The following is a 24,390-nucleotide window of genomic DNA, read 5'->3' as shown; positions in this document are numbered from 1 at the left end:
GTACAACTCATTCGGAATACTGCAGCCAAACTGCCTATGCCACTCGCCAATCAGGCGTTGGCCGTCGTAGTCACGATACCACTTTCGGTATCACCTAAATTGCTTTGATTTCCTGTGCTTCGTACCAAGTTCTGGTAAAGTGCGAGATGTCGGCTTGCGACGCTTGAAATTGAGTACTCGCGTGCTGAGTCCAAGGCCCCCGCCGACAGCGTGGCGTAAAGCTGATGATCGCTGGCAATGTGCGTGATCGCTTCGGCAAGCCGCACTGCGCTGGGCGCGGCCAGGAGGCCGTTGCTACCTGATGCTACGAGCTCGCAGTTCCCCGCAACGTCGGTCGCCACGATCGGCAGAGCCATAGCCATCGCCTCCAGTAGCGCGATTGGCATGCCTTCGTAGCGCGATGTGTTGAGGTACAGATCGGCGTCGCGCATCAGCGTAGCCACATCGTTGCGCTCGCCGACGAACCGGACATTGTTTTGCAACCTGGCCGCTGCGACCTGCGTTCTGAGGTGTTCGAGTTGTGCGCCGGTTCCGGCAATCGTAAATATCGGAAGGGGGGAGACCATTCCACCGTCCCGCAGCGCCCGCGCAGTTTCGACCAGCAGCGGATAATTCTTCTGTTCCGAAATCGCGCCAACGCTCAACACCTGCAACGGCGATCCCGAGCGGGTGCGCGGGGCGGCAAGCGCAAACCCTTTGCCGGGCGCGTTGGCGATCGACGTCACCGGGCGGCGGCAATTCCGGTCAAGGATTTCCCGGGTCCCGTGACTGATCGCCACGTAGCCATCGACGATCCGGTCGAACAGCCTGAACATCACGGGGGAAAAGCAGAGCACGCTATTATGATGCGTAAGCACTGCGCCAGTGGCTATCCCTTTGGCCATCATCATTAGCAACGCCCGAGCAGTATGCGCGTGTATCACGTCCGGCATGAAATCCCTGAGCACACGGCGCAGCCGGAAGCTTCCAGCAAGCAGTGGACGCCCGGCCGGAAGGTTGAGTGATTCAAACCGCCCGCCCGATGCTTCGATCTGCGCTTTCAGCCGCGCCTCGGCAGCAGGGGTGTTGCCAAGCGCAGCTGCATCGCACAGCGCAACGACAAGGCTTTCGTGGCCCGCGCGGCTGTATTCCTCGCTGAGGTTAGCCACCAGCGTTTCCGCGCCGCCGGACGTCAGGCTGGTGACGATCGAACAGATCCGCACGCTGTCTTGCTCCGTCTCGATGCGCAGCAGACTGCGCGGTCAAACCTGAAAACCGCTCCGCGAGATAAGCGCGGCGGCGCGCTCGGACAGGCCGTTGCGGAGTATGCTCGCGATCTGGTCGAGATCGCTGTCGCTGAGGTATTCGGCATATCCGCCGACCTTGCCCTTGCGAACGCGACCGCTGTCTGCATCGCCCGGATCATAGGCATGCCCCGGAATCTGCACGGTCTTCTCGTCCTGTTTCATGCGATCAAAGGCGGCCCGCTCTACCGCCTGATCAAGCAGCGCCTCGTTCTGCGGGATCTCAAGAAACGCGAGTATCCGGCGTACCGCTCCGCGGATGTCACGGCTCAACTCTTCGTAACTGACGATCAGCGCCGTGCCCGGTATCAACCCGTCTGCCCATCCGTTGTGATATCTGATGATCGCGGGGATTCCGAAGCGCCCGTCCGAGATGAAGTCGCGCATTGAACCGTTGAACCGCAGCTTGTGGCGGGTTTCGTGAAAATAGGCCGAAACGCACACATCGCGGGGGTCGCGCACCAACATCACGACCGGCTTGTCGCCAAAGAAGCGCGGATCATAATCGCGATGGCTGACCGCGATCAGCGGCAACCGACCAGCAGCTCCGCGCCGTTCGAATGCCGGAAGTCCGCGCTTTGCATCAAAGTCGAAATTGGGGAGAATTTTGAACGTCGTCGAAAGATCGACGTCGACCGGCACATCGTACAGTTTGGCGAGATAGTACGACAGCAGGTAGCGCAGCCAGGTGCGTCCGCTTTTCGGGTACGACACCAGAAATGCGTCGATCGCGCCGACACTGGACCCAAGCCGCAGGTCGGTGATCTTGCGTCTGCCCCACCTGATCGTGGCTCTCGCCTTGTCCAGCGGCATGTCCATCAGCATGGGGATTGGCTCCTATCCGCGTTCGTGTGCAGCACCTGATTGATCATCGCTTCCCAGCGCGCGCCGATGCGCTCGGGTGCGAAACGTTCGGCGGCATTGGTAGCGCTTGCTCCCAGCCTGTCCCGCAGCGCAGGATCGCCCATCACCTGCGACAGTGCAGCCGCGAGCGCGGACACGTCACCGTCGGGAACCAGCAGGCCGTCAACACCATGAGTAATCATGTCCGAAGGTCCGAACGGGCAGTCGAAGGACACGCACGGCAAGCCTGCCGCCATCGCCTCGCCCAGGACCAGGCCCCAGCCTTCGAACCGCGAACTGAGCACGAAGGCGTCGGCGGTTTCGATCCAGCTGCCGGGGCTTTTGGACACGCCGGGCAAATCGATCCGGTCCGCCATGCCGAGAGCCCGGGCCTGTTGCTCAAGTGCGGCGCGATCCGCCCCTTCGCCCCAGATGCTCAACCGCCAGTCGGGATGATCGGGCGCGGTTGCGGCAAAGGCTTCGATCAGAAGGTCGAAGCCCTTCTGTCCGGTAAGGCGACCGACCGCCGTCAGCCTTGGCTGCGCGCTCGCTTTCGAAGGCTTGTAGTGCTGCCAGTCGGCCATGTTGGGTATTACCCAGCCACGGCGCCGCATGGCCTTGGGAAAGTACGCCATCGCGCCTCTGGTCATCGTCACTAAACCAAAGGCGCGGGCATATGTGATCCGTCGCAGCGCTCGCCAGACGGGTCCGGGGCGCTGACGCTGCGGGTTGTTTCTTTCGGATACGATCACCGGCAGCCCGAGCCCTTGCGCGGCGGCGACGGCGATCACATTGGTGCGCGTCAAAAAGCTGATGACAAGATCAGGCTCAAGCTGGATCAGCATGCGGCGCAGCGCGCGGACGCGCCCGAGAATGGCAAACAGCTCGCGCAGTTTGCCGCGCTGGCTGACCGGAACGCCAAGGTAGTGAATGCGCACCGCCTCGTCGCACGGGTAATATGGCGTGCTGCCCTGCGCCTCGCACGACACGATGTGCACGCGATATCCTTTGGCAGCCAAGCGATTGGCGTTGAACGTAACGACATGCTCGGAGCCGCCCGCCGTCAACCCGGGCAAGAAGAACAGGAGCGAGGGGCGAGCGTCTGATGCGATCGATCGCTTGGCAACCAAGCTCGCGCCTGCATCGTTGCGGTCCACCCCTGCGATAACTCGGGCGAGGGAAGCGGTCACGACGCCGCTGCCGCTGCCGGCGCCTCGAGCGTCGTCGGAACGTTGCTGCCTCGCCACCAGCAGAGGTCCATTGCGATCGCGGTGAAGGCGGAAAATGCGATGTGGGCGAAGTTCGCGCCGATCGCGCCAAATCTTGGCAGCGCATACAGCGCCACCATAAAGAACAGCGCGGTCGATATCACCGCAGTTCCCAGCACGAACCGGGGGCGGTTCATGGCCAGCAGCGCCGATCGCGAGGGTGCTGCGTGCATGATCAGAATGACTGCCACCAGTTGGGCCAGCAACAGCGGATAGGCATCGGCGAACTCGCTCCCGAATGCCACGTTCACCAGGAATCCGCCGAGGACCCATGTCGTGAAGAGAATGGCTAGGCCAGCCGCTGCGAGGGCGAGCTGTAGCCGTGCCGTGATTCTGCGGAAGGCCCGGTGCTGGGCGTTGGCCCACATCCGCGCCATGTCGGGGTAGACGACAGCCTGGATCATCGCGCCAACCTGCTGCGCGACTTTCGCGATGCGTTTGGCGATGTGATAGAAACCGGCAGCGTTCGATCCCGCAAATGCACTGACCAGCAGGGTGTCTGCCTCCTGCGTAAAGGTACGGAGCGTGCTCGACAGATTGGTCGAGAACGCAAAGCCCAGAAATCCTGGAAATTCGGACGGCAGGTTTCGCCAGCTTGCCCGCAACGGGCTGGGGATGCTCAACCTGTGCAGCGTCCGGAACCCGAGATAATTGAACAACATCGAATCGATGATCTGTGCGGCGGTCCAGATCGTCACGAAAGCGAGCAGATCTAGATCCAGAGAAAGCGCGACAAGCGCCGCCACGACCCGCAGCACGCTGGCGAAAAGCTGAACGTATGCCAGCGTCCTGAATTGCGCGTTGATGCGCAATGCTGCGGTCGGCATCCCGCGCACGTTGACCGCAATCGCCACCGCATAAATCGCGACAAGCGGCAGCGCCGATGCTCCGAGATGGATGACCGTTGCCAAGGTATAGCCCGCGGCGATGGTCAGCACTGCCGCCAGCAGGGCGGTGGAGATGTCCAGCAGCAAACCGTAGAGCATCAGCTGGCTCATCCGTGCGGGATCGCGCTCCACATCGCGTTGCGCTGCAAACCGGATCAGCGGTTGCCACGATTCAAAACGCAGGACACGCTCGCTTACCCTTCCGATCGTCAGGATCAGCGCGAGCGTACCGTACGCCGCAGGCCCCAGAGTGCGCGCCGCGATGACGGTGCTCACGGCCATGATTACGGCATTTGCGCCGTTGCCGGATATCAAGTGCCCAATGCTGATCAAGCGGGGCCGCAGGACCGTACTTGTCGCCCACTTGTGTCTTATGCCTCCAAGCGATCTCGCCGATGTGACCGGATTCATGCGAGTTGCTCCTTGGTGGCGGATCGGGCTCGGCTGCGCGCACGAGCGGACCTAACAACGCGCGCGGTCCCCTCGATCCAGTCTTGCGGACGGGCCTGCCGCGCGGCGGCGGCAAGCGCGAGCAGCACCGGACCGATCCACAACCGGGTGTACATGTGCGGGACCGCCGAGGTGAAAATGCAAAACACGACGAGCACCGCGACGGCAGTTGCGCCGTCGGACCTGCTCACCCGGTTTGCCTGGACCGCTTTCACCCACAGCATCGTCATCAGCATCAGCAATCCGCACAGCGCGAAAGCGCTGCCCTCGGTGAGGATGAGCAGGAAGAACTGGTGAACTGGCGCGCCAAGGGTGCTGACCTCGCGGTAGCGATCGACCCCGAAGCCGAGCAGAATGGTTTCGGACGACAGCTTCCAAGCCTCGACGATGAGCTGCGAGCGCCCAGCGAAAGTACCAGCGTGACTGAGGTCCCCGCTGGTCAACGCACCGGCGACGCGCTGCTCGAATATACCGGGCAGAGGCAAACCACTGACCAGATACGCCACGACCAGTCCGGCAAGTGGCAGGCCTACGGTAAACAGCCTGCGCGGGCTGGTTATCCCAATAGTAATGGCAACGGCCGCCGCGGTGGCACCGAAACCGGTGAAGCTCGCGCAGGCCACGAGACCCCACAGCATGAAGACTATGCAAAGCAGTGCTGGCCACTTGGCGATGTTTCCGCGCTGCATCGCATTGATCAGCATCGGAAACGCGAACGCGATGACCGCGCCATTCCAGTTGCCTTCTCCGGTCAGTGCGCCGAGCCGACCATTACCCATGACGAAGCCCGGCCCGAACAGCGCCGTAAGTGTTCCTTGCGGCAGCGTATAACTGGCCGCGATGCTGAAAGCCTGCGAGGCAGTGACGCCATAGACGAACAGCAGCGTGCATCGCTGCATCCGCTCGCGCGTGAAGCTGAACAGCACCATCGGCAGCAGCAACCAGGCGAACAGGTATTGGGCAGCCACGTTGATCCAGCGCAGAGGATCACCGTTCACAACGGAGCTGACAAGAAGTCCGCCGAGCATCAGCGACAAACCGGCGCACCACGCAAAGCTCAATTTGCCGAAAGGGACGTGATTGAGCTGTTGCCGGGTGACTAGCAGGACAAGACACGCAACCAGCGCAGCGTCCGAAACGGTCACGTTGATCGGGCCTAGCCGCAGGACATGCATCGACATGGTGAATGTTGCAAAGCCGATCAGCAGGGCTAGTGCCCGCTCCGATCGGTCTGCCCCGGCCGCTGACAGGTGCAATGGCATGATCCTGCTACCGCCCCCCCTCAGGCATGTCTGAAATGTCCGGTCTCACCCCGGAAAAGTGCAGGGATCGGTGCAACTGTGCAAACACGCGTGTGGCGAGGAGGCGTGTTAAAAAGCATAGGCTGATGGCGAAATCGGCTAGCGCGCACGGTCCAAAAGATGACCGCTCGCTCTTTGCGTCATCTACTCAATAACACTGCCGAAGCATCTGTTTCGCCTTAAAACATCTGCAGATGCGTCGGCGACATATAGCTCGCGCACAGCGCGGCAAGCGCGCGACAAGCCTGCGGAGAGTATACTTCATGCAACGCCAGTACTCCTCGGTTTGCGCACTGGCGCTGCTGGCGATGATCGCGACAACCGCCTGTTCGTCGTCCACTGAAGGCAAGAACTCGGGCAGCGGGTCGTCGTCCGGACCGAGCGAACGCAAGGTTCTTGCGTTTCCAGGTGCGGTCGGCTTCGGTGCCTATTCACGCGGTGGCACGGGCGGCCGGATCATGCCTGTCGAAACACTGGCAGATGGCGGACCCGGGTCACTGCGGTCTTGCATCGAGGCAAGCGGCCCGCGCGTCTGTGTGTTCCGCGTGTCGGGCACGATCCGCTTCACTAAGCGACCGCCGTGGATCACCAACCCCTACCTCACAATCGCAGGACAGACCGCGCCGGGCAGCGGGATAACCCTGGCACATTCGGGAGGCGAGGTTGGCCGCACCCCGTTGGTGATCAAAGGCACGCATGACGTCGTCATCCGCAATATCCGGGTCCGCAATGACCGCCTCGGCGATGAGCGCGGCTCGGAAGATTCGATCACGATCGAGAACAGTACCTACGTCATCATCGATCATGTCAGCGCAAGCTGGGCGCGTGACGAACTGATCAACGGTTTCGCGGACAACGACTTCATCACCATCAGCAACTCCATCTTTGCCTATGGCCTGCCGCGACACGATAAGTGCGCGCTGCTCGGCAGCGATCCTCCCGATGCGCAGCATTTCAGCTTCATCGGCAACATCTGCGCCCACAGTGGCGATCGCAACCCGGACATCAACTTTCCGCCCCGCTCTTGCATCGAAGTAGTCAACAACGTGTTCTACAATGCCACCTCCGAATTCGCCGAAGTCTGGGAGAGCTATGGAGGAACGCCGGTGTCGATCGTTGGCAATTATTTCAAGGCCGGCCCGAACACCACGCCCGAAAGCGTCGGCATCGTCCGGCAGACCTTCGGCGGCAGGGGCGCGAGTTCGATCTTTGCGCAGGACAATGTATTCGAGGGCGAATTCGTCCACGTCACACCATCTGCCGAAACGGTCCTGCGTTCCGATCCGCCATGTCGGCTGACCGTACGGGCCCTTGGTGCGGCGGCGGCATACGACGTCGCGCTCGCGCGTGCAGGGGCCTGGCCGCGCGACGCGATAGATGCAAGAGTGATTGCCGACGTTGGTTCGGGCACCGGTCATATCGTTCATAAACCTGGCGTGATACCGCCGGTCGTTGCAGCGCAGCCTTATCCCGACAGCGACCGTGACGGCATGGACGATCGCTGGGAAACCGCCAATGGCGCGGATTCTGGTGTGCCCGACCCCTGGGGCGACCGGCGCAAGGACGGCAAGGACAACCTGACGCGATTCCTCGAACATCTCGACACGGAAAACGGGGTGTGACCGCGCAACTTGCCCAGCCAACCCTTGGCGAAAAGCTGGTTGCAGCGCCGCATGAGACCGCGCGCGATACGCGTCCGGTAATCTGCTTTCCGCTTGCCGGCGACAGTCTGGGCGGAAGCCATCACTCCTTGCTGGGGCTGCTTCGGCAACTCGATGCGCGAACCTATCGGATACTCGTCATCGTCGAACGCCCGGGGGGCAAACTCGCGCACAATTTCGCCGATTTCGCACCACTCCCCGATCCAGCAGCGCCGCACAACCCGCTGATTCCGGGAAATCCGGTCGGGCTGGGGAAATTCCTGCGTGGGCTGAAGGGTTTGCTTACGCGTGCACGCTTCCTGCGCGAGCAAGGCGTGCGGATCGTCCATACCAACGATGGGCGCAGTCATGCCGCTTGGGCGCTCGCCGCAAAGCTGGCCGGCGCGCGCCTGCTCTGGCATCATCGCGCCGATCCTGCGGCGCGGGGTCTGCGCTTGCTTGCGCCTTGGGTAGCCGATCAGATCGTCACCGTATCGCGCTTCTCTCTTCCGCGCAGCAAACGCTCGCATGCGCTGCGCAAGGCGCAGGTCGTGTTCAGTCCATTCGATATCGACATTGCCGTTGATCGGGATGCCATGCGCGATCGCCTGCGCGTGGAACTGGACCTGCCAGAGCATGTCGTCATCGTCGGCTACTTTGGCAGCTTCATTGACCGTAAGCGCCCGCTGTTGTTTGTCGAGGCGATCGCGCGGCTGCATCTGCGCTCGACCCGGCCGGTCTGCGGCGTGATGTTCGGCGAGGCGGAGCTGCCCGAAGTCGAAGTCGCGCTACGCAGGCGCATCGCCGACCTGCAACTGGATACGGTCGTGCGGCTGATGGGCTATCGCTCGCCCGGAGCCGACTGGATCGCGGGGTGCGATATCCTCGCGGTGCCGGCAGTAAGCGAGCCGCTCGGGCGGACGCTGGTCGAGGCGATGCTGGTCGGCACGCCGGTCGTAGCGACGCGATCCGGTGGCAATCCCGAGGCGATTGTGGATGGAACCGGCATTCTCGTCTCGCCCGACGATGCTGCTGCGATGGCCTCAGCCTGCAGCTTCGTTATCGATAATCCTTCGCCGGTTGCGACAATGACCGCTGCAGCCCGGGCCAGCGCGCGCGAACGCTTCGCCCGGTCGAGGCATGTCTGGTCTATGGAGCGGATCTATCGCGAACTGCTGGCGGATTGACGCTTACTGCGGAGTCAGCCGCAGCGTGATGCCCGCGCGGAATCTCTCGAACCGGCTGAACGGATCATCGCTGCGGCGTTGGGTATAGGCCGCCGTGCCGATCACCGCGATTGATCGGTTCACGAGATATTCGATTGCAGCCCTGCCGCCCGAAGTGCGGAACTGCCGCGTATCACCTTGGTAGCGGGTCTCGCGCCAGAACGCGCCGAGCGAACCAAACAGGTTGTGCCGGGCGACCTGCTGCACGGTCAGGCCCACGAATGTGTCTGTACGCGCCGTCGCGCCAAGCCGGAACGTCGCGACATCGCCGCGAAAGGCATCTAGCACGATCGCTGTCCGCCGGCGGGGACGGTAAGTCAGCGATGCATCGACCGACACGCCGGTATGATCAGGAATGGTGTCGGATCGCGCATCGAATCGGAATAACCCGACTCCGACACGCCCCTGCAGGAATGGGTTCGATGTCAGATCGATGCCACCGCGAAAACCGTAAGTGACCGAATCGCGGTTGGCGAGCGTTCCGGGTGCGGGGAGGCGGAAATCGCGGAATGAGGCAAATCCCGTTGCCGTAAGGTACGTCGCGCCGGCAATGCGCATGCCCGTCTTGGCGGTTACCCCGTAGACGTTGAAATCGCGAAGGTTGTCGACAGCGGCCGTATTGTCGAACTTTTCGGCCCGACCAGCCAGTTCGACAAGCAGCCTGCCGCGCTCTCGGCGGTAGGTCAGCCCGCCGGACAGCAGGTTGGTGATGCGCGGCCCCAAGGTCTGGTCGAGCCGGCTTTCCACCGCCCCGCGGTCTTCGGCCAGCCTGCTGAAGCCAGCTTCGACCCCCACTTGCGTGCCAGCCTGCATCAGCCACATCGCTGCGCTACGGATCGTTGCGGCGACGTAGTTCTCACGGGTCAGCGAGCCAAAACGGACGACATTGGCGGAGGCGAGCGTATTGAAGCGCAAGTTCTGTCGCGCGTAGGAGGCTTCGATCTGCGGGCTGAACCCGTAGGTAACATCGGAACTTGCACTATTTGGCTCGGCATAGACATTGCTGTCGTAGTCGAGATGGAAATCCGCCGAGGGCACCACCTTGATTGGACCTAGTGTCACGCCGTCGCTGCGGTTGCGCGGATCGTTCGCTTCTTCCACGGCAGGTGCTACCGTCGATTGCGCCAGCGCGGCATTCGCGCAACCGCTCATGCCAATCACGCAGGCGATAGCGAAGCCCCTGCGGCGCGTCGCGCTCAGAACCACCGCTCGACCACCTTGATGCGATCGCCTGGCATTACCGGGGTGTCATCCGACGCAGTGCCGGTAACCGGCGCGCCATTGATGCTTCGCGTGATCGCGACACGGCCCGTATTCGCTCGGTACGTGTAGCCTCCCGCCGCCGACACGGCCGCGAACACAGTCATGCCATGGCGGAACACGTACTCGCCGGGCCGATTGACCTCACCCATGACGAAAAGCGGTCGCAAGTCGAGCGGCTGGATGCTGACTTTGGGGTTTTTAAGTACCTTGTCGGCTTGGAGGATGTGCTCGATTTCAAGCTCGGCTTCGCGCAGCGTACGGTTTCGCAGGTTTACGTTCTTGATCAGCGGCATGGCAACCGACCCAGTTCCATCGACGATGTAGTCCGAGCTGAGGTCCTTCATGTCCTGAACCACGATCCGCAGCTTGTCGCCGGCATCGACCCGGTACTCGGGAATTTCCGCCTGTGCCTGAAGCGGATCGAGTTTGCCCAGCCCACTGGCGCAGCCGTGCAGCGCGAAAGTGGCGCAGGTCGCCACAAGAGCCGTGCAGGCATTGAGGAGTATCCTGTTCATCAGTCCCGTTCCCCTGTTCGCTTGGGTTGGAGGCAAAGCCTCGCGGTCATGCCGCGTTGCTGCTCAGGTTGCGGTGCCGCCACTGACCGAGATCGCGGCCCAGAAGCTCCTCAAGCTTGTCGATATCGTCGGCGTAGTACCGTTCGATCTCTGCCCTGAGCGCGAGCGACATCGGTGGGTAACTCACCTGGCGCGTCATCAGGCCCCGTGTCGCTTCGAACCATCGCTGCCCGCGCAATGGCGCAAAAGCGCCTTTTAACGGGGCAAGCGCCTTACGCACCGAGAGCGGAAGGAACTGCTCGGTGCTGTCGTTCTCGCGGCGGGCCTGCGCCCTGATTTCCTGCGGTTGGACGCCAATGTGGCGGCAGACCAGATCCAATGTTTCCTGCGGTCGCTGGCGTACGTCCTCGAACAGGAACGTCAGCATGTTTGCCGCAGGGAACAGCTTCATCCAGCGAGACAGATGTTCGGCGTAGCGTCCGCCGGCGAGCAGTCTTGGCTGCGAGCTGTTTCGCGCCTTCAGGTAATGCTCTGGCCCTTCGCGCACGGTGCCGCGTCGATAGAGCATCTTGTAGTCGGAGTACGCCCGGTCGACCGGATTGCGAAGCTGCACCAGAAGTTTGACATCCGGATACGCTCGCGCGATCCGCTCGGCTGCGAGCGGATGGGCCAGATAGTCGGCCGATTTTTCGCCAAGCACGACCCCGGCGGGGGCGAGGCGGAACAGCCCTTCGTAATAGGTCGGGCCCCGGTGGTATTCGCTGCTGAAGTAGTGCGGTTCGACGTCAGGCATGAATATGCCGGGGTGTGTCTGCAACTGCTTCTGGATCCAGGTCGTCGCCGCCTTGATGGCACCGATGACGATGAATTGCGGCTGGACGTTAGGCATGTTGTGGAAAGTCATGACAGTACCTCGCGAAACGCTGCGGCGATGTTATCCATATCGCGATCGTCCAGCAGGTGATCGATCGGCAACATGATTGTCGTGCTGCCAAGCTCCCGCGCGCGCTCGAGATCGCCATCGCGCTTGGGCTCGCAATTGGAAAACGCGGCTTCGCGGCTCATGTCGGGACATGCGCCACTGCCGCACTGGATGCCCAACCGCATCAATCCGGCAAGCAGGTCGCCGCGTCTCATCCCGGCTGGCAATTTCGCCGTATCGACCCGCACGTAGAATTTGTACCACGATGGTGCCAGGCAGCCTTTCACGGCGTCCACCACGATCCCCGGCAAGCCGGCAAGCAGACCTTGCAGACGTGTAGCGTTCGCCTGACGCTGCTTTATCCAGTCGGGCAGCTTTCGCAATTGTACCCGACCGATCGCCGCCTGCATCTCGGTCAGCCGGAAATTGCTGCCGAAACTGTCGTGGGTATAGCGGAACTCGCCGGGGGCGACGATCGTCGGCGATCGTAGCTTTGCCGGGTTCTTGCCGTGGTCCTTGTAGGCCATTGCCCGTTCCCACGCAGCCTCTTTGCGGAATAGCACCATGCCGCCTTCGCCACCGGTCGACATGATTTTGTCGGTGCAGAACGAAAACGACGCACAATCGCCGAACGAGCCGACCTTTTTGCCGCGATACGTCGCGCCATGGGCCTGCGCACAGTCCTCGATCAGCGCGATGCCGTTCGTGCTGCAAAGGGTCAGCAGCGCGTCCATTTCGCATGGTCGACCGGCAAGATGCACGCAGAGAACTGCGCGTGTTCGCGATGAGATCATCCGCGCGACCGAGACCGGATCGATGTTCTGGCTGTGCAACTGGACGTCGGCGAAGACGGGTTGCGCACCTGCGGCCACCACGCAACTCGCGGTCGCGAAGAAACTGCGCGCGGGCACGATGACCTCGTCGCCCGGTCCCACGCCCAGTGCGCGAAGACCCATTTCCAGCGACACTGTGCCGTTCGCTACGGCAATCGCAAACGGCATGCCGACGAACTCGGCAAATTCCCGTTCGAATGCGCGGTTTTCTTCGCCGTGGACCAAAGCGTTGACCCGACCACTTTCAAGCACCCTCGTCACCGCGGCGACCTCGTCCTCGCCATATTCGGGCCAGCGCGATGCGACAGGTGCGATGGGGACAATGCCTGCATGGAGTGCAGTTTCTCGATCTGCCATTGCTCAGGCCTCCGCCACAAGTTTGGGACCAGACACGCGCCAGGTGTTGGGCGATTTCTCATAGAGGCTGGTCATGTCGACGCCGCTGCTCGGCAGCTTGACCAAGGTGTGCGTGATCTGGAGCACGTCGGCCTGATTACTGTCGCGCACGGCAGTGGCCAGCTGGTCGATCGCCCGCGTGATCAGCGGCAACGGGATCGGCCGCGACCTCGCTTCATGCAGCCCGACGATGCCTGATTGCACTTCCTCCTCGCAGCTGTCGAACAGTTCCTCGTACAGCTTCTCGCCCGGGCGCAGGCCGACGACCTGGATCGGCACGTCGACATCGGGTTCCAGCCCGAACAGGCGGATCATGCGGCGGGCCAAGTCGATGATCTTGACCGGCGCACCCATGTCGAGAACGAAAATGCTGCCGCGCGTCGCGTTTTCCTCAAGCGCGTGCGAACTGCTCTGCAGGATCAGGTGAACCGCTTCGCCGACGCTCATGAAAAAGCGTTCGATGTCGGGATGCGTGATCGTCAGCGGGCGACCCTCGAGCAGTTGGCGCTTGAACAGCGGAACCACCGATCCGCTCGATCCCAGCACATTGCCAAACCGGACCGTCATAAAGCGCGGAGAATCGGGATCATCGGTCCCGCAGAAGTCGAGTGACTGGCAGTAAAGCTCGCCCACCCGCTTGGTTGCGCCCATCAGGCCGATCGGGTTGACCGCTTTGTCGGTGGACACCTGGACCATAGCGCGCACCCCGAATTCGCAGACCGCGTCTGCGATGTTCTTGGTGCCGAGGATATTGGTGTGTGCACCGCCGCACGGGTTGGCCTCGACCATCGGCACATGCTTGAGCGCGGCGGCATGGTAGACGATGACCGGATTATGCCGCGCAAAGACGTGGCGGACTTCGCTCGCATCGCGGATGTTGCACAGTTCCGGAACGATAACGAGCTCGGGATGCGCCTCGCGCAGCAGCATTTCCACGGAATACAGGTTGAATTCGCAGTGATCGACCAGCACCAGCCGGGAGGGGCGGAAGGCGGCCAATTGCCGGACCAGTTCACCACCGATCGTTCCACCGGCGCCTGTCACCAGCACGCTTTGCCCGCAGACCTGGCGGCTCACCGCATCGCCGGTCAGATTGATCTCGCTGCGTCCGAGCAGGTCGGTGATCGGCAGGCTGTCGAAGTCGACTGCGGACTGTCGCGCGAGCAGTTTCGTCCACGGATCGTCGATCCGCACCAGTTCGAGGCCAAGTTCGCGGACCTGCCGCATTACCTGCAGCAGGTCTTTCTCGCTGAGGTTCACGCCATCATCGCAGACCACGACGCTATCGGGTGACTGGCCCTTGCCGGACAGTAGCTCGAGCGAGCGGGCCAGCTGCGTATGGCTGCCCAGAACCGGCACGCCGCAAAGTCCGGTTATTGTCTCTTCGGGGCGCGTCAGCAGCACGCCCATCACGGTCGTCGGCGTGTTCCGGTGCATGCTCTTGTTGGCATGCGTCAGCTGAATCACCGATACCGCCCATTCGGGCTCGCCGATCAGGATCAGCCGCCGACTGGTGCACTCTTCTGACGAAGCGGGATCGCCGATCCAGCGCAGGCGGAACTCCCGTGCGGAGCGGCGAAGCATGCGCATGCCCAACATGAATGTTGTCGCGATGCAAAAGTGCGTGAAAGCCAGCGGAACGAGAGCCATTCCAAGGCGGCGAAGTTCCGGGATGCCGAGTGTGATGACCCAAGCGACGCAGAGCGCACTCGAAACCGTCAGAAGCAGCGTGCTGCAATCGGCCAGCGATACGAACCGCCAGTTTTGACGGTAAAGCCCTGTCGCGATGAAGCATGCGGTCGTGATCAGCGAAAACAGGAAGACGTAACTCGGCGCTGCCAGAGTTCCGCCGACGCCTACGGCCGCACTGTTGACAAGCAACCCCAGTGGTAGCGCGATCGAAAGGTAGTCCAATGATATCACGCTGGTCGTTCGCAGCGACCTGCGCCATCCTGGCAGTTGAACGTGTTGTTTCAACCCAGCCAGATACCCGATCAGGACCCTGCTGTGGCGTGGCTCTATCGATGTTTCGTCTGAAGCCGGTGACTGTTCCGACAGTACCGGCATAGACTCCAGGTTGGTGTTGGTCATGCTCACGCCCTCGAACAGGAATGGCTCCACCCGCTTGCTAGGCGACGGTGCTTCTCGCAGTGCTGCTGCTTGCTGCAGGGTAGTTACGCCGGGCTGCCGAGCTCTGCATTTGCGCAATGATGCTATAGACTGAATTGCCTTGGCGGCTTGGCATTCCCGCTTTCGGCAAGCCCTTTACTCGCAGGGATTAGACCTGTGGCGCTGTCGTTCCGGCTTGTCCCCGGAAGGGCCCTTCGGCTGCACAAAGGCATAGTAGTCCGATGCGCGGTTGCCCTGATCGCGCTGTCCTGTCTCATTCGAGCCTGAATTTCGCCGGCATCGGCCTGCCAGGGAGCACGTCTTGAAAATACTGGTTCTCTCGAGCCTGGCGTACTCGCTGGTGAACTTCCGTGGAGAATTGTTGGCCGAAATGCGGAAGCAGGGGCACGAGGTCGTCGCAGTCGCGCCAGATCGGGATGCCGAGGTCGCAGACCAGCTTGGCAAAAGCCAGATCCCGCTGAGGCATGTACCCATGAGCAGGACCGGCACAAACCCTGTTCGCGATGCGTGGACAATGCTGTGTTATCTGCGACTGATGCGCGCTGAACGGCCCGACATCGTGCTGGCCTACACCCAGAAGCCGATCATTTACGGAGGCATCGCCGCACGCATATACGCCAGGGCGGGCTTTTTTGCGCTGATGTCGGGGCTGGGCTACCTGTTCAGTGACGAAGCTCGCGGGCAGGCGCTGGTCAAACGGTTGTTCGTCCGCCTGTACCGCGCAGGCCTTCGCCGGTCACGCAAGGTGTTTGTCTTTAACAAGGACGATCGCGCAGACATGATCGCGGCCGGGATCATTGGCGAGGACCATGTCGTGCTTCAGGTCCCCGGATCCGGCGTCGACACTCGGTACTTTACCGCAGAGGCGAGCGCCTCAACAGTAGTCACCTTTCTGATGATCAGTCGGCTGATGCGCGACAAGGGCGTCCATGATTTCGTCAAGGCCGCCGAACTGGTTGCGGCGCGTCATCCGCAAGTGCGCTTTCAGATCCTCGGCCGGATCGAACCGGATAACCGGACCGGCATCGATGCCGACGAGGTAGCTATGCTTGCTGCAAGATATCCGGTCGAGTTTCTGCCCGAAACCCGCGATGTCCGGCCTCATCTGGCAGCCTGCAGTGTATTCGTGTTGCCCTCCTATTACCGCGAGGGGCTGCCGAGGACCATTCTCGAGGCTTTGGCGGCGGGGCGACCGGTCATTACTACCGATATGCCCGGCTGCCGCGATCCGATCGAGCCTGGTGTCAACGGCCTGCTCATACCGCCCCGCTCACCTGTCGCACTCGCTGATGCGATGTGCCGCCTGATCGAGAACAAGGGCGACCTCGCGCAGATGTCTCGCCGTGCACGCGAAACGGCTGTCGATCGTTATGATGTGAGGCTGGTGAACCGCATCCTGCTTGCCAGCATGGGTTTGCTTCGCTCGGGCGCGCAGGCTGACCAACCGGGGCTGCGCCATCTCACGGACGCAGCATGACTGAATGCGCTTCGAAAACATCCGCATCACCGCCTCGCGCCATACTGGTCGGCGCAGTAGAGAGTACGCGTGTCGCGCTTGAAGCGCTGCTCCGTTCGGGGTGGACGGTCGCGCTCGTCGTCACCTTGCCACCCGAAGCGTCTGCGCGCCACTCAGACTATGTCGATGTTTCGCAGATCGCGGCAGCAGCGGGCGTTCCAATCCATCAGACCCGTCAGGTCAACAGCAGCGTGTCGCTTGATGCCATTCGAACTGCCCGTCCAGACATCATCTTCGTGATCGGCTGGTCCCAGATCTGCGGTACGGACTTCTGCGCAATCGCGCCCGGACGCGTTGTCGGGTATCATCCGGCCGCTATTCCCCGCTTACGGGGCAGGGCGGTCATCCCTTGGACGATATTGCTGGACGAAAAGATCACGGCCGGCACATTGTTTTGGATCGATGAAGGGGTCGACAGCGGCGCATTGCTTGCACAGCATTTCTTTCACGTCGCGCCGGATGAAACGGCCTCGACGCTTTATGCAAGGCACATGGCGGTGCTGAGAGCGATGATGGATGAGGCACTAACCGCCATCGCCGCGGGCGCGCATTCGTTTCGGGAGCAGGACGAACGTTGCGCCACCTATGCTGCAAGGCGAACGATGGCCGATGGCGCAATCGACTGGAAGCTGTCGGCAGCCGCGATCGATAGGCTCGTCAGAGCCACCACACGGCCGTACCCAGGTGCGTTCACGTCGCTCGCAGGACGGCGCCTGACGGTGTGGGGCAGTTCGCTCTTGGCCGTGCCGAGATGCTACCATGCCTTGCCCGGGCAGGTCGTCGTCTTTGACGGCGAGGCATGCACCGTACAGACTGGCGAAGGACTTCTGCGCATCGACGAGTACGAGCTTGAGGGCGACGGTGGAATTCCGCTTCACGCGATCCTTGGCACAGGCGCGAGCGCGTCGGCATGAGCGACCTTCGCCATCTCGGCAGGACTCTGGTCATCGCGCCTCATCCCGATGATGAAATTCTCGGCTGCGGCGGCACGATGGCGAGGCTAGTCGATGCCGGAGTAGATGTGATTGCCGCGATCATGACCACCGGACTGGAGCCAGCGTTTGCGAAATCCGTCGTGGAACGGGTTGCGCAAGAAGCCAGGGCCGCGCACTCGATTATCGGGACCACAGAGCTGCGCCACCTCGATCTGCCCGCAGCCGCCCTCGACACATTGCCTGCGTCCGATCTCAACGCGCGATTTGCCGAATTGATCGACGATGTGAAGCCTTCAACCGTGTTCGTGCCGTTCGTGGGTGACATTCATCTTGATCATCAGCTTGTCTTCACGAGCGCAATGGTCGCGGCAAGGCCCCGCCGCCTTGATGCGCCGAGTCGGATCTATGCCTACGAAACGCTGTCTGAAACCAATTGGTATGCACCGGGCATAACGCCGGCTTTCGTACCCAACGTGTTCATCGACATCTCGGCTACGCTTCATCGAAAACTTGATGCCTTCCGGGCATTCGAGAGCCAGATCAAGCCATTCCCGGATGAACGCTCGCTGCTTGCGATCGAGTCCCTTGCCCGAATCAGGGGGGCAGCCGTCTTTCGCGAGGCAGCAGAGGGCTTTATGCTGATCCGCCAGATCGACTGACACAAACGACGTTTCTCAAAGTTGCCGTATTTGTCCCGCCCCGGCACAAGGTTTCGGCAATTGCAGCAACATTTTGACCTCAGTCAAAAGTAGTAGCGCAAAACCAGTGCAAGGTTTGATCACGCAGACTCGACATTTAGGACCAGCGAGCCGCCAGGTCGTATCAACCTCGCTTTTAATAATCAAAAAGACACTTTAAAATCATAAGCTTGATGGGTTTCTGACGATCGACTTCCACTTGCGAGCCCTTCTTCCAGCTCAAGCGAAAGAGCGTGGTGGGCAAGTAGCGGGGATTCCGATTGGCCAAACGCTAGCGATTTCGAAGATTCCATTACACATAAGTATATTTACCAATTTAGTTTGGGACAAAATTCGATATATATATGTAAATGCAGCATAAATCTGTTCTGGATTTTGCTTCAGGGCAAGGCTGCGAATGGACAGGCTAAATTAAATTAAAGGACTCGGCAATCTTGAGCACTGAATAAGCTTACGTTACTCAGTAATGGCGTAAAAAAAATATGAAAATCAGGTCGTTATGCGCCTTCGTTAACTCAGGGGATCGTCATGAGCGTACACGACACGTTTTCCATAGTCCTGGTTGGACAAAATACGCTTGGCCGCGAAGGTCTGCGTCGCATACTTGAAGAAGGCGAGTTCGAAGTTCTCGGGTCGATCGCCCGTCTGGCCGATCTGAACGGTTCAGCTGGCCTGATTTCGCCGCAGCTCGTTGTGTTCGATCACAACGTACCTGAAGATGTCGAGGAAGAGATTGCTGCCATCGCTGCCGTCTTTCCCAACTCCAAGATCGTCGTTCTGGTCGATACATTTATCTACGAACTGATGGTCACGGTCTTCAATGCCGGCGCCCATGGCTACATCGTCAAGCGGCTCGGTTGTGACTCCTTGGTTACTTCGCTGCGGCTGGTGGCGATGGGCGAGAACGTCATGCCCAGCCAGCTTGCCAATCAACTGTCGGAAAGCCTGCTGAGCAACCAGATGTACCTGGCGAAGAGCGCGGACCTTTCTGAACTCCTGTCGGAGCGGGAGCTGGAGACTATGCGTTACCTTCTCGGGGGCAACCCGAACAAGGTAATCGCAAACCACCTCGACGTGAGCGAGGCCACGATCAAGGTCCACGTCAAGTCTATCCTGCGCAAGCTGGGGGTACGGAACCGGACGCAGGCTGCGATCTGGGCGGTCAATAATGGTGTCGATTTCGGTCGGCCCAGCTTCAGCCCAGAAGCGTCCTCCGGCGCGAGATTGAGTGCCTGATGGCGGGCGTCGTTGCCGGCTAGTCGCAAGCGCTCAGTCATTCGGGATTTACAGTATGAAAATTGCTATGATCGGAGCCGGCTACGTCGGGCTGGTTTCTGGCGCATGCTTTGCAGACTTTGGTCATGACGTAGTTTGCGTCGACAAGGATGTCGAAAAAATCGACAAGCTGCGCAGCGCGATCATGCCGATATATGAGCCGGGCCTTGCCGAGTTGGTGCGGACCAATGTTGCGGCGGGGCGCCTGTCGTTTTCGTCCGACTTGGCTGACGCGGTTCAAGGTGCCGAGGCGATCTTCGTAGCGGTGGGCACTCCCTCGCGGCGAGGGGACGGCCACGCCGATCTTTCGTACGTATTTGCTGCAAGCTCGGAAATTGCGTCGTGCCTCACGGATCGGTCGGTCATCGTTACCAAATCGACAGTGCCGGTGGGAACAGGCGATGAAGTCGAGCGCATCATACGCTTGTCCGGCACGGCCGCGCAGTTCGCCGTCGTATCGAACCCCGAGTTCCTGCGCGAAGGCGCAGCGATCGGAGACTTCAAGCGACCGGATCGCATCGTCATCGGAGCGCAGGACGATTGGGCGCGGGACGTGATGAGCGAGGTCTATCGACCGCTGTTTCTCAATCGCGCGCCAATCCTTTTCACCAGCCGCCGCAGCGCTGAACTGATCAAATACGCCGCCAATGCCTTTCTTGCGACCAAGATCACGTTCATCAACGAGATCGCGGATCTTTGCGAAAAGGTCGGCGGCGATGTTCAGGACGTTGCCCGGGGTATGGGGCTCGACAATCGCATTGGCGCAAAGTTTCTCCACGCCGGCCCTGGCTATGGCGGCAGTTGCTTTCCCAAGGATACGCTGGCTCTGCTCAAGACCGCCGAGGATTATGACAGTCCGATGCGGATCGTCGAATCGGTCGCGAGGGTCAACGATACGCGCAAGCGCGCGATGGGCCGCAAAGTGGTTGAGGCCCTTGGCGGCGATGCGCACGACAAACGGGTTGCCCTGCTTGGCCTCACCTTCAAGCCGAACACCGACGACATGCGCGATTCGCCGGCGATCGCGATCAGCCAGGCGCTCCAGGACGCCGGCGCGTCGGTGGTGGCTTTCGATCCCGAAGGAATGGATATGGCGGCTGCGCTGATGCCGGGGGTCGAGATGGTTTCAGGGCCCTACGAGGCCGTTTCCGGTGCGGATGCCATGGTCCTGGTGACTGAGTGGGATGAATTCCGGGCCATCGATCTCGCCCGGATCGGTGGGCTTTTGCGCACGCCGGTGATCGTCGATCTGCGTAACGTCTATCGTCCGGACGAAGTGCGCGCTGCCGGATTCAGCTACGTCAGCGTCGGGCGAGCTTGAGCGTTGCGGCCTCACTGGCTCTGATCATCGATTGCAGCTCCGCCCTTGCCGGGCACGTTTCGACGCTTGCCGCTGTGCAGGCAACATTCGATTGCATATCGAGCGTCCATATTTGCTCCAAGGTCGCTCAAGGTGCTTCACTCCCGTCATTCGGCGAGCGCAGTTCCGCTCGCTTGCGCAATGCGCTTTCCCTTCCCGGCATTGCTGGTCAGCGCGGTTTTGCTCGCGAGCTGTGGTGGCGGAGAGTCTGAAGCGAGTTCCACCACGCTGCCTGCTAGCACCCCATCACCGACGCCGACACCAACGCCAACCCCCACCGCCTCTCCCACGTCGCCGGTACCGGCGAACTACAATCCGGCCAGGTTGCCAGATGGACGCCAGCGTGCGTTTCCGACGGCAGAGGGCTTCGGTGCTGCGGCGACAGGCGGCAGGGGCGGTCGGGCGATTGCGGTGACCACGTTGGCCGACTCGGGCACGGGTTCGCTCCGCGCCTGCATGATGGCAACCGGCGCACGCACGTGCGTGTTCCGCGTCGCTGGCACGATCGAGCTGCTCAGCCAGATCAAGCCGACCGCAGGCAATCTTACCGTGGCCGGGCAGACCGCACCCGGCGGCGGCATTGCCATCCGCAACGCGCCGTCGAACCTCACCGGGTCACCGCTGTTTCTCAAGGTGCCCGACGTGATCATCCGTCATGTCCGCATCCGGCCTGGGCCCACTTCGGGCACCAAGCAGGACACGACCGATGCAATCACCATCGATTCAGGTGCGCAGAACACGATCCTCGATCATGTCAGCCTGTCTTGGGCAACCGACGAGCCGTTCAATTCGACCAAGGCGTCGAGCAAGATTACCGTCCAGTGGTCGATGGTCTACGAAGGCCTGAGCAAATCGACGCATCCTTCGGGCGAGCACTCCAAGGGCATGTTCGTCGAGGGCAGCGACATCACCGTGCATCACACGCTGATCGCGCATGGCACCGATCGCATGCCCAATCTGGGCGTGGGAGCCCGCGCCGATCTGGTCAATGTCGTCACCTACAACATGGGCCAGAAGGCACACCAGTACTTCTCGATGCTGCAGAAGCAGGGGGCAACGACGAGTGGCCTCACGCGGGAGGTGAACGCGGTCGGCAACTGGGTGTCGATGGGGCCAAGCTCTGCGCGCGGAACCCCGATCTATGGGGCCGACTATGACGAAACCAATTCGACCTACCCCGGGCATGCCGCGCTCTACCTGTCAGGCAACATCGATGGACGCAGGCGGACCCTTCTCGTCGACGAACGCCTTTTTCTTGAACCTCAGGACTGGAAGTACGTGACTGCAGGACCGATCCAGACCCTTTCGGTCGAATTGTTCAGCAGCGCCCAGCAGGCTGTTCGGGACGTTCTTTCCTTCGCCGGAGCATTTCCACGTGACAGCTCGGACCAGCGCGTCGTCACCGATTTCGGTGCGTGTCGCGGTGCGATCATCGATGATCCGTCGCAGATCGGCGGCTGGCCGTCGCTGGCGTTCGGCACCCCTTACACCGACGCAGATAGCGACGGTATGGAGGATGCCTGGGAATCCACCAATCAAGCGAACGACCCCAACGCCGACCGCGATGGTGATGGTTTTACGAACCTCGAGGAGTTTTTGAACGAACTCGCCGGTGATCAGGATGCGGCAGGTAACCTAATCGAGAGGGTGGGCGCGGGGGCGGTTTCAGCACCCCCGGTGAACTGCGGATTTGTGGTTGCATGATCACCCCGGTTCCGCGCCAAATTTGCCGCTGCCGGTTTCGCAGTCGCATCAAAAAATGTGGATGACAGTCTCCGTTTTGTTGAGGCAAGCGCCGTTAAATTGCCGGAGTAAGAGCAGAAATAATTCCATGTGATTTTAAAGTAACAACAATTTTCCTGTTCGGGGAGAACTCGAATTAACCATTCCTGATAAAACCAACCTCATATCTCATTAACAAAAATAGCCCCACCATAGGGGGAACGGGTAGCACATGAACATTCAAACGAAGATTTTCGTCGGCACCGGCTTGGGTGTCGTTTTGGTAACGCAGGTCCTTGCACTGGGTGATACGGGTAAAAAAGGTTCAGGATCGGGGACGGTGATCTTGCCGACACCGTCACCAAGTCCCACCCCAACACCGACGCCGACACCAACGCCACCCCCCTCCACATCTCCCACGTCGCCGACACCGGCGAGCTACAACCCGGCCAGGTTGCCCGATGGACGCCAACGCGCGTTCCCGACGGCGGAGGGCTTCGGCGCTGCGGCGACCGGGGGCAGGGGCGGCCGGGCGATTGCGGTGACCACGTTGGCCGACTCGGGCACGGGTTCGCTCCGCGCCTGTATGATGGCGACTGGCGCGCGTACTTGCGTGTTCCGCGTCGCCGGTACGATCGAACTGCTCAGCCAGATCAAGCCGTCCGCCGGCAATCTCACCGTGGCCGGCCAGACCGCGCCCGGCGGTGGTATCGCCATCCGCAACGCGCCGTCGAACCTCACCGGATCGCCGCTGTTCCTCAAGGTGCCGGACGTTATCATCCGCCACGTCCGCATCAGGCCAGGGCCGACTTCGGGCACCAAGCAGGACACGACCGATGCAATCACCATCGATTCAGGTGCGCAGAACACGATCCTCGATCATGTCAGCTTGTCATGGGCAACCGACGAACCGTTCAATTCGACCAAGGCGTCGAGCAAGATCACCGTCCAGTGGTCGATGGTCTACGAAGGCCTGAGCAAATCGACGCATCCTTCGGGCGAGCACTCCAAGGGCATGTTCGTCGAGGGCAGCGACATCACCGTGCATCACACCCTGATCGCGCACGGCACGGACCGCATGCCCAACCTGGGCGTGGGCGCCCGCGCCGATCTGGTCAATGTCGTCACCTACAACATGGGCCAGAAGGCACACCAGTACTTCTCGATGCTGCAGAAGCAGTTGAGTTCGGGAAGCGGCAACTACCGGCAAGCCAATATTGTTGGCAACTGGGTATCGATGGGGCCAAACTCGCTCCGCGGGAGCGCGATTTTCGGTGGCAACTACGACGTCGCCTATTCGACCAACCCGGGCTACGCGAAGTTCTTCATGGCAGGTAACATCGACGGCCGCAGGCGCAGCACATCATTCGACGAGCGCTTGTTTTTCGATCCAGCCGACTGGAGCTATCTGTCGAGCAGCGTCATCGGAGCCCTTTCGGTCCAGCGCTATACGTCAGCCGAACAGGGGGTTCGGGACGTGCTGGCAAGCGGTGGCGCATTGCCGCGCGATTCCTCTGATCAGCGCGTTGTCGCAGATTTTCTCGCCTGTCGCGGCAAGATCATCGACAGCCCCAGCCAAGTCGGCGGCTGGCCGACGCTCGCCAGTGGCACGGCTTATGTCGATGCCGATGGGGATGGCATGGCCGATAACTGGGAATCCATACGCAAGTGGACTGACCCGAATACCGACGGTGATGGCGATGGCTACACCAATCTTGAGGAGTTCCTCAACGAACTGGCGGGCGATCAGGACGCATCGGGCAATCTGATCAACCGGGTGGGGGCAGGCCAGGGCGCCATACCGCCGGTTAACTGCGGTATCGCCGTAGCCTGACAATTCCGATCTGGCGATGGTGCCGGGAAGTGCGGGCAGCGCTTCCCGGCACTTTTCACAGGATCAGCCAATAGCATGATAGCCGGTTTCGCC

At 61.3% G+C, this 24,390-nt stretch carries 19 protein-coding genes; 9 read left to right on the top strand and 10 right to left on the bottom strand.

Going from position 1 to position 24,390, the window contains the following annotated elements; genetic code table 11:
• Positions 1 to 50: 50 nt before the first annotated feature.
• Genes GGQ88_RS18985 through GGQ88_RS18965 form a run of 5 tightly spaced genes read right to left on the bottom strand, consistent with a single transcriptional unit; the run spans position 51 to position 5,993 of the window.
• Positions 51 to 1,202: a glycosyltransferase gene (locus GGQ88_RS18985; protein WP_183615042.1), complete on the bottom strand. Its 1,152-nt coding sequence runs from the start codon at positions 1,200 to 1,202 to the stop codon at positions 51 to 53.
• A gap of 39 nt (positions 1,203 to 1,241) precedes the next feature.
• On the bottom strand, positions 1,242 to 2,108 hold the full coding sequence (locus tag GGQ88_RS18980) for a sulfotransferase domain-containing protein (RefSeq protein ID WP_183615041.1): 867 nt from the start codon (positions 2,106 to 2,108) through the stop codon (positions 1,242 to 1,244).
• The gene (locus GGQ88_RS18975; protein ID WP_343057288.1) at positions 2,102 to 3,316 is read right to left on the bottom strand and encodes a glycosyltransferase family 4 protein; all 1,215 of its coding nucleotides are present in this window, start codon (positions 3,314 to 3,316) and stop codon (positions 2,102 to 2,104) included. Before GGQ88_RS18975 ends, GGQ88_RS18980 begins: the two co-directional genes overlap by 7 nt.
• On the bottom strand, positions 3,313 to 4,692 hold the full coding sequence (locus GGQ88_RS18970; protein ID WP_183615040.1) for a lipopolysaccharide biosynthesis protein: 1,380 nt from the start codon (positions 4,690 to 4,692) through the stop codon (positions 3,313 to 3,315). The genes GGQ88_RS18975 and GGQ88_RS18970 overlap by 4 nt, the downstream gene beginning before the upstream one ends.
• Positions 4,689 to 5,993, bottom strand: a complete 1,305-nt coding sequence (locus GGQ88_RS18965; RefSeq protein ID WP_183615039.1) for a hypothetical protein — start codon at positions 5,991 to 5,993, stop codon at positions 4,689 to 4,691. The genes GGQ88_RS18970 and GGQ88_RS18965 overlap by 4 nt, the downstream gene beginning before the upstream one ends.
• A 302-nt stretch (positions 5,994 to 6,295) precedes the next feature.
• Here GGQ88_RS18965 and GGQ88_RS18960 point away from each other — a divergent pair, with 302 nt between their 5' ends.
• Together GGQ88_RS18960 and GGQ88_RS18955 are read left to right on the top strand one after the other, a co-directional pair.
• Positions 6,296 to 7,654, top strand: a complete 1,359-nt coding sequence (locus tag GGQ88_RS18960; protein WP_246386346.1) for a pectate lyase family protein — start codon at positions 6,296 to 6,298, stop codon at positions 7,652 to 7,654.
• Entirely contained in the window at positions 7,651 to 8,859 is a 1,209-nt protein-coding gene (locus GGQ88_RS18955) for a glycosyltransferase family 4 protein (RefSeq protein WP_343057287.1), read from the top strand. Before GGQ88_RS18960 ends, GGQ88_RS18955 begins: the two co-directional genes overlap by 4 nt.
• A 3-nt stretch (positions 8,860 to 8,862) precedes the next feature.
• On the opposite strand, the gene GGQ88_RS18950 is transcribed toward GGQ88_RS18955, so the two are convergent.
• Genes GGQ88_RS18950 through GGQ88_RS18930 form a run of 5 tightly spaced genes read right to left on the bottom strand, consistent with a single transcriptional unit; the run spans position 8,863 to position 14,741 of the window.
• Positions 8,863 to 10,050 (bottom strand): outer membrane beta-barrel protein, encoded by a 1,188-nt coding sequence (locus GGQ88_RS18950; protein ID WP_183615038.1) that lies wholly within the window; start codon positions 10,048 to 10,050, stop codon positions 8,863 to 8,865.
• A gap of 44 nt (positions 10,051 to 10,094) precedes the next feature.
• Entirely contained in the window at positions 10,095 to 10,676 is a 582-nt protein-coding gene (locus tag GGQ88_RS18945; RefSeq protein WP_183615037.1) for a polysaccharide biosynthesis/export family protein, read from the bottom strand.
• Between the two features lie 46 nt (positions 10,677 to 10,722).
• On the bottom strand, positions 10,723 to 11,580 hold the full coding sequence (locus GGQ88_RS18940; protein ID WP_246386344.1) for a sulfotransferase: 858 nt from the start codon (positions 11,578 to 11,580) through the stop codon (positions 10,723 to 10,725).
• Positions 11,577 to 12,788: a DegT/DnrJ/EryC1/StrS family aminotransferase gene (locus GGQ88_RS18935; RefSeq protein WP_183615036.1), complete on the bottom strand. Its 1,212-nt coding sequence runs from the start codon at positions 12,786 to 12,788 to the stop codon at positions 11,577 to 11,579. The genes GGQ88_RS18940 and GGQ88_RS18935 overlap by 4 nt, the downstream gene beginning before the upstream one ends.
• A 3-nt stretch (positions 12,789 to 12,791) precedes the next feature.
• Positions 12,792 to 14,741 carry a polysaccharide biosynthesis protein gene (locus GGQ88_RS18930; protein ID WP_183615035.1) on the bottom strand — a complete coding sequence of 650 codons (1,950 nt, stop codon included), beginning with the start codon at positions 14,739 to 14,741 and terminating at the stop codon, positions 12,792 to 12,794.
• A gap of 517 nt (positions 14,742 to 15,258) precedes the next feature.
• Here GGQ88_RS18930 and GGQ88_RS18925 point away from each other — a divergent pair.
• The 7 genes from GGQ88_RS18925 to GGQ88_RS18895 all read left to right on the top strand — a co-directional run bounded on the left by GGQ88_RS18925 (position 15,259) and on the right by GGQ88_RS18895 (position 24,297).
• Positions 15,259 to 16,434 (top strand): glycosyltransferase family 4 protein, encoded by a 1,176-nt coding sequence (locus GGQ88_RS18925; protein ID WP_246386343.1) that lies wholly within the window; start codon positions 15,259 to 15,261, stop codon positions 16,432 to 16,434.
• On the top strand, positions 16,431 to 17,387 hold the full coding sequence (locus GGQ88_RS18920) for a methionyl-tRNA formyltransferase (protein WP_183615034.1): 957 nt from the start codon (positions 16,431 to 16,433) through the stop codon (positions 17,385 to 17,387). The genes GGQ88_RS18925 and GGQ88_RS18920 overlap by 4 nt, the downstream gene beginning before the upstream one ends.
• Positions 17,384 to 18,067, top strand: coding sequence for a PIG-L deacetylase family protein (locus GGQ88_RS18915; RefSeq protein ID WP_183615033.1), 684 nt, complete (start codon positions 17,384 to 17,386; stop codon positions 18,065 to 18,067). The genes GGQ88_RS18920 and GGQ88_RS18915 overlap by 4 nt, the downstream gene beginning before the upstream one ends.
• 567 nt (positions 18,068 to 18,634) lie before the next feature.
• Positions 18,635 to 19,342: a LuxR C-terminal-related transcriptional regulator gene (locus GGQ88_RS18910; protein WP_183615032.1), complete on the top strand. Its 708-nt coding sequence runs from the start codon at positions 18,635 to 18,637 to the stop codon at positions 19,340 to 19,342.
• A gap of 55 nt (positions 19,343 to 19,397) precedes the next feature.
• Positions 19,398 to 20,702: a UDP-glucose dehydrogenase family protein gene (locus tag GGQ88_RS18905; RefSeq protein WP_183615031.1), complete on the top strand. Its 1,305-nt coding sequence runs from the start codon at positions 19,398 to 19,400 to the stop codon at positions 20,700 to 20,702.
• 180 nt (positions 20,703 to 20,882) lie between these two features.
• Positions 20,883 to 22,445: a pectate lyase gene (locus GGQ88_RS18900; protein WP_183615030.1), complete on the top strand. Its 1,563-nt coding sequence runs from the start codon at positions 20,883 to 20,885 to the stop codon at positions 22,443 to 22,445.
• Between the two features lie 250 nt (positions 22,446 to 22,695).
• A complete protein-coding gene (locus GGQ88_RS18895; protein WP_183615029.1) occupies positions 22,696 to 24,297 on the top strand; it encodes a pectate lyase in 1,602 nt (533 codons plus the stop codon).
• Positions 24,298 to 24,390: the final 93 nt, after the last annotated feature.

This window comes from Novosphingobium hassiacum, assembly GCF_014196055.1.
GTDB classification, from domain to species: Bacteria; Pseudomonadota; Alphaproteobacteria; order Sphingomonadales; family Sphingomonadaceae; genus Novosphingobium; species Novosphingobium hassiacum.
The sequence above is the reverse complement of the archived record's forward strand: the minus strand, read 5'-3'. Positions and strand labels throughout refer to the sequence as shown.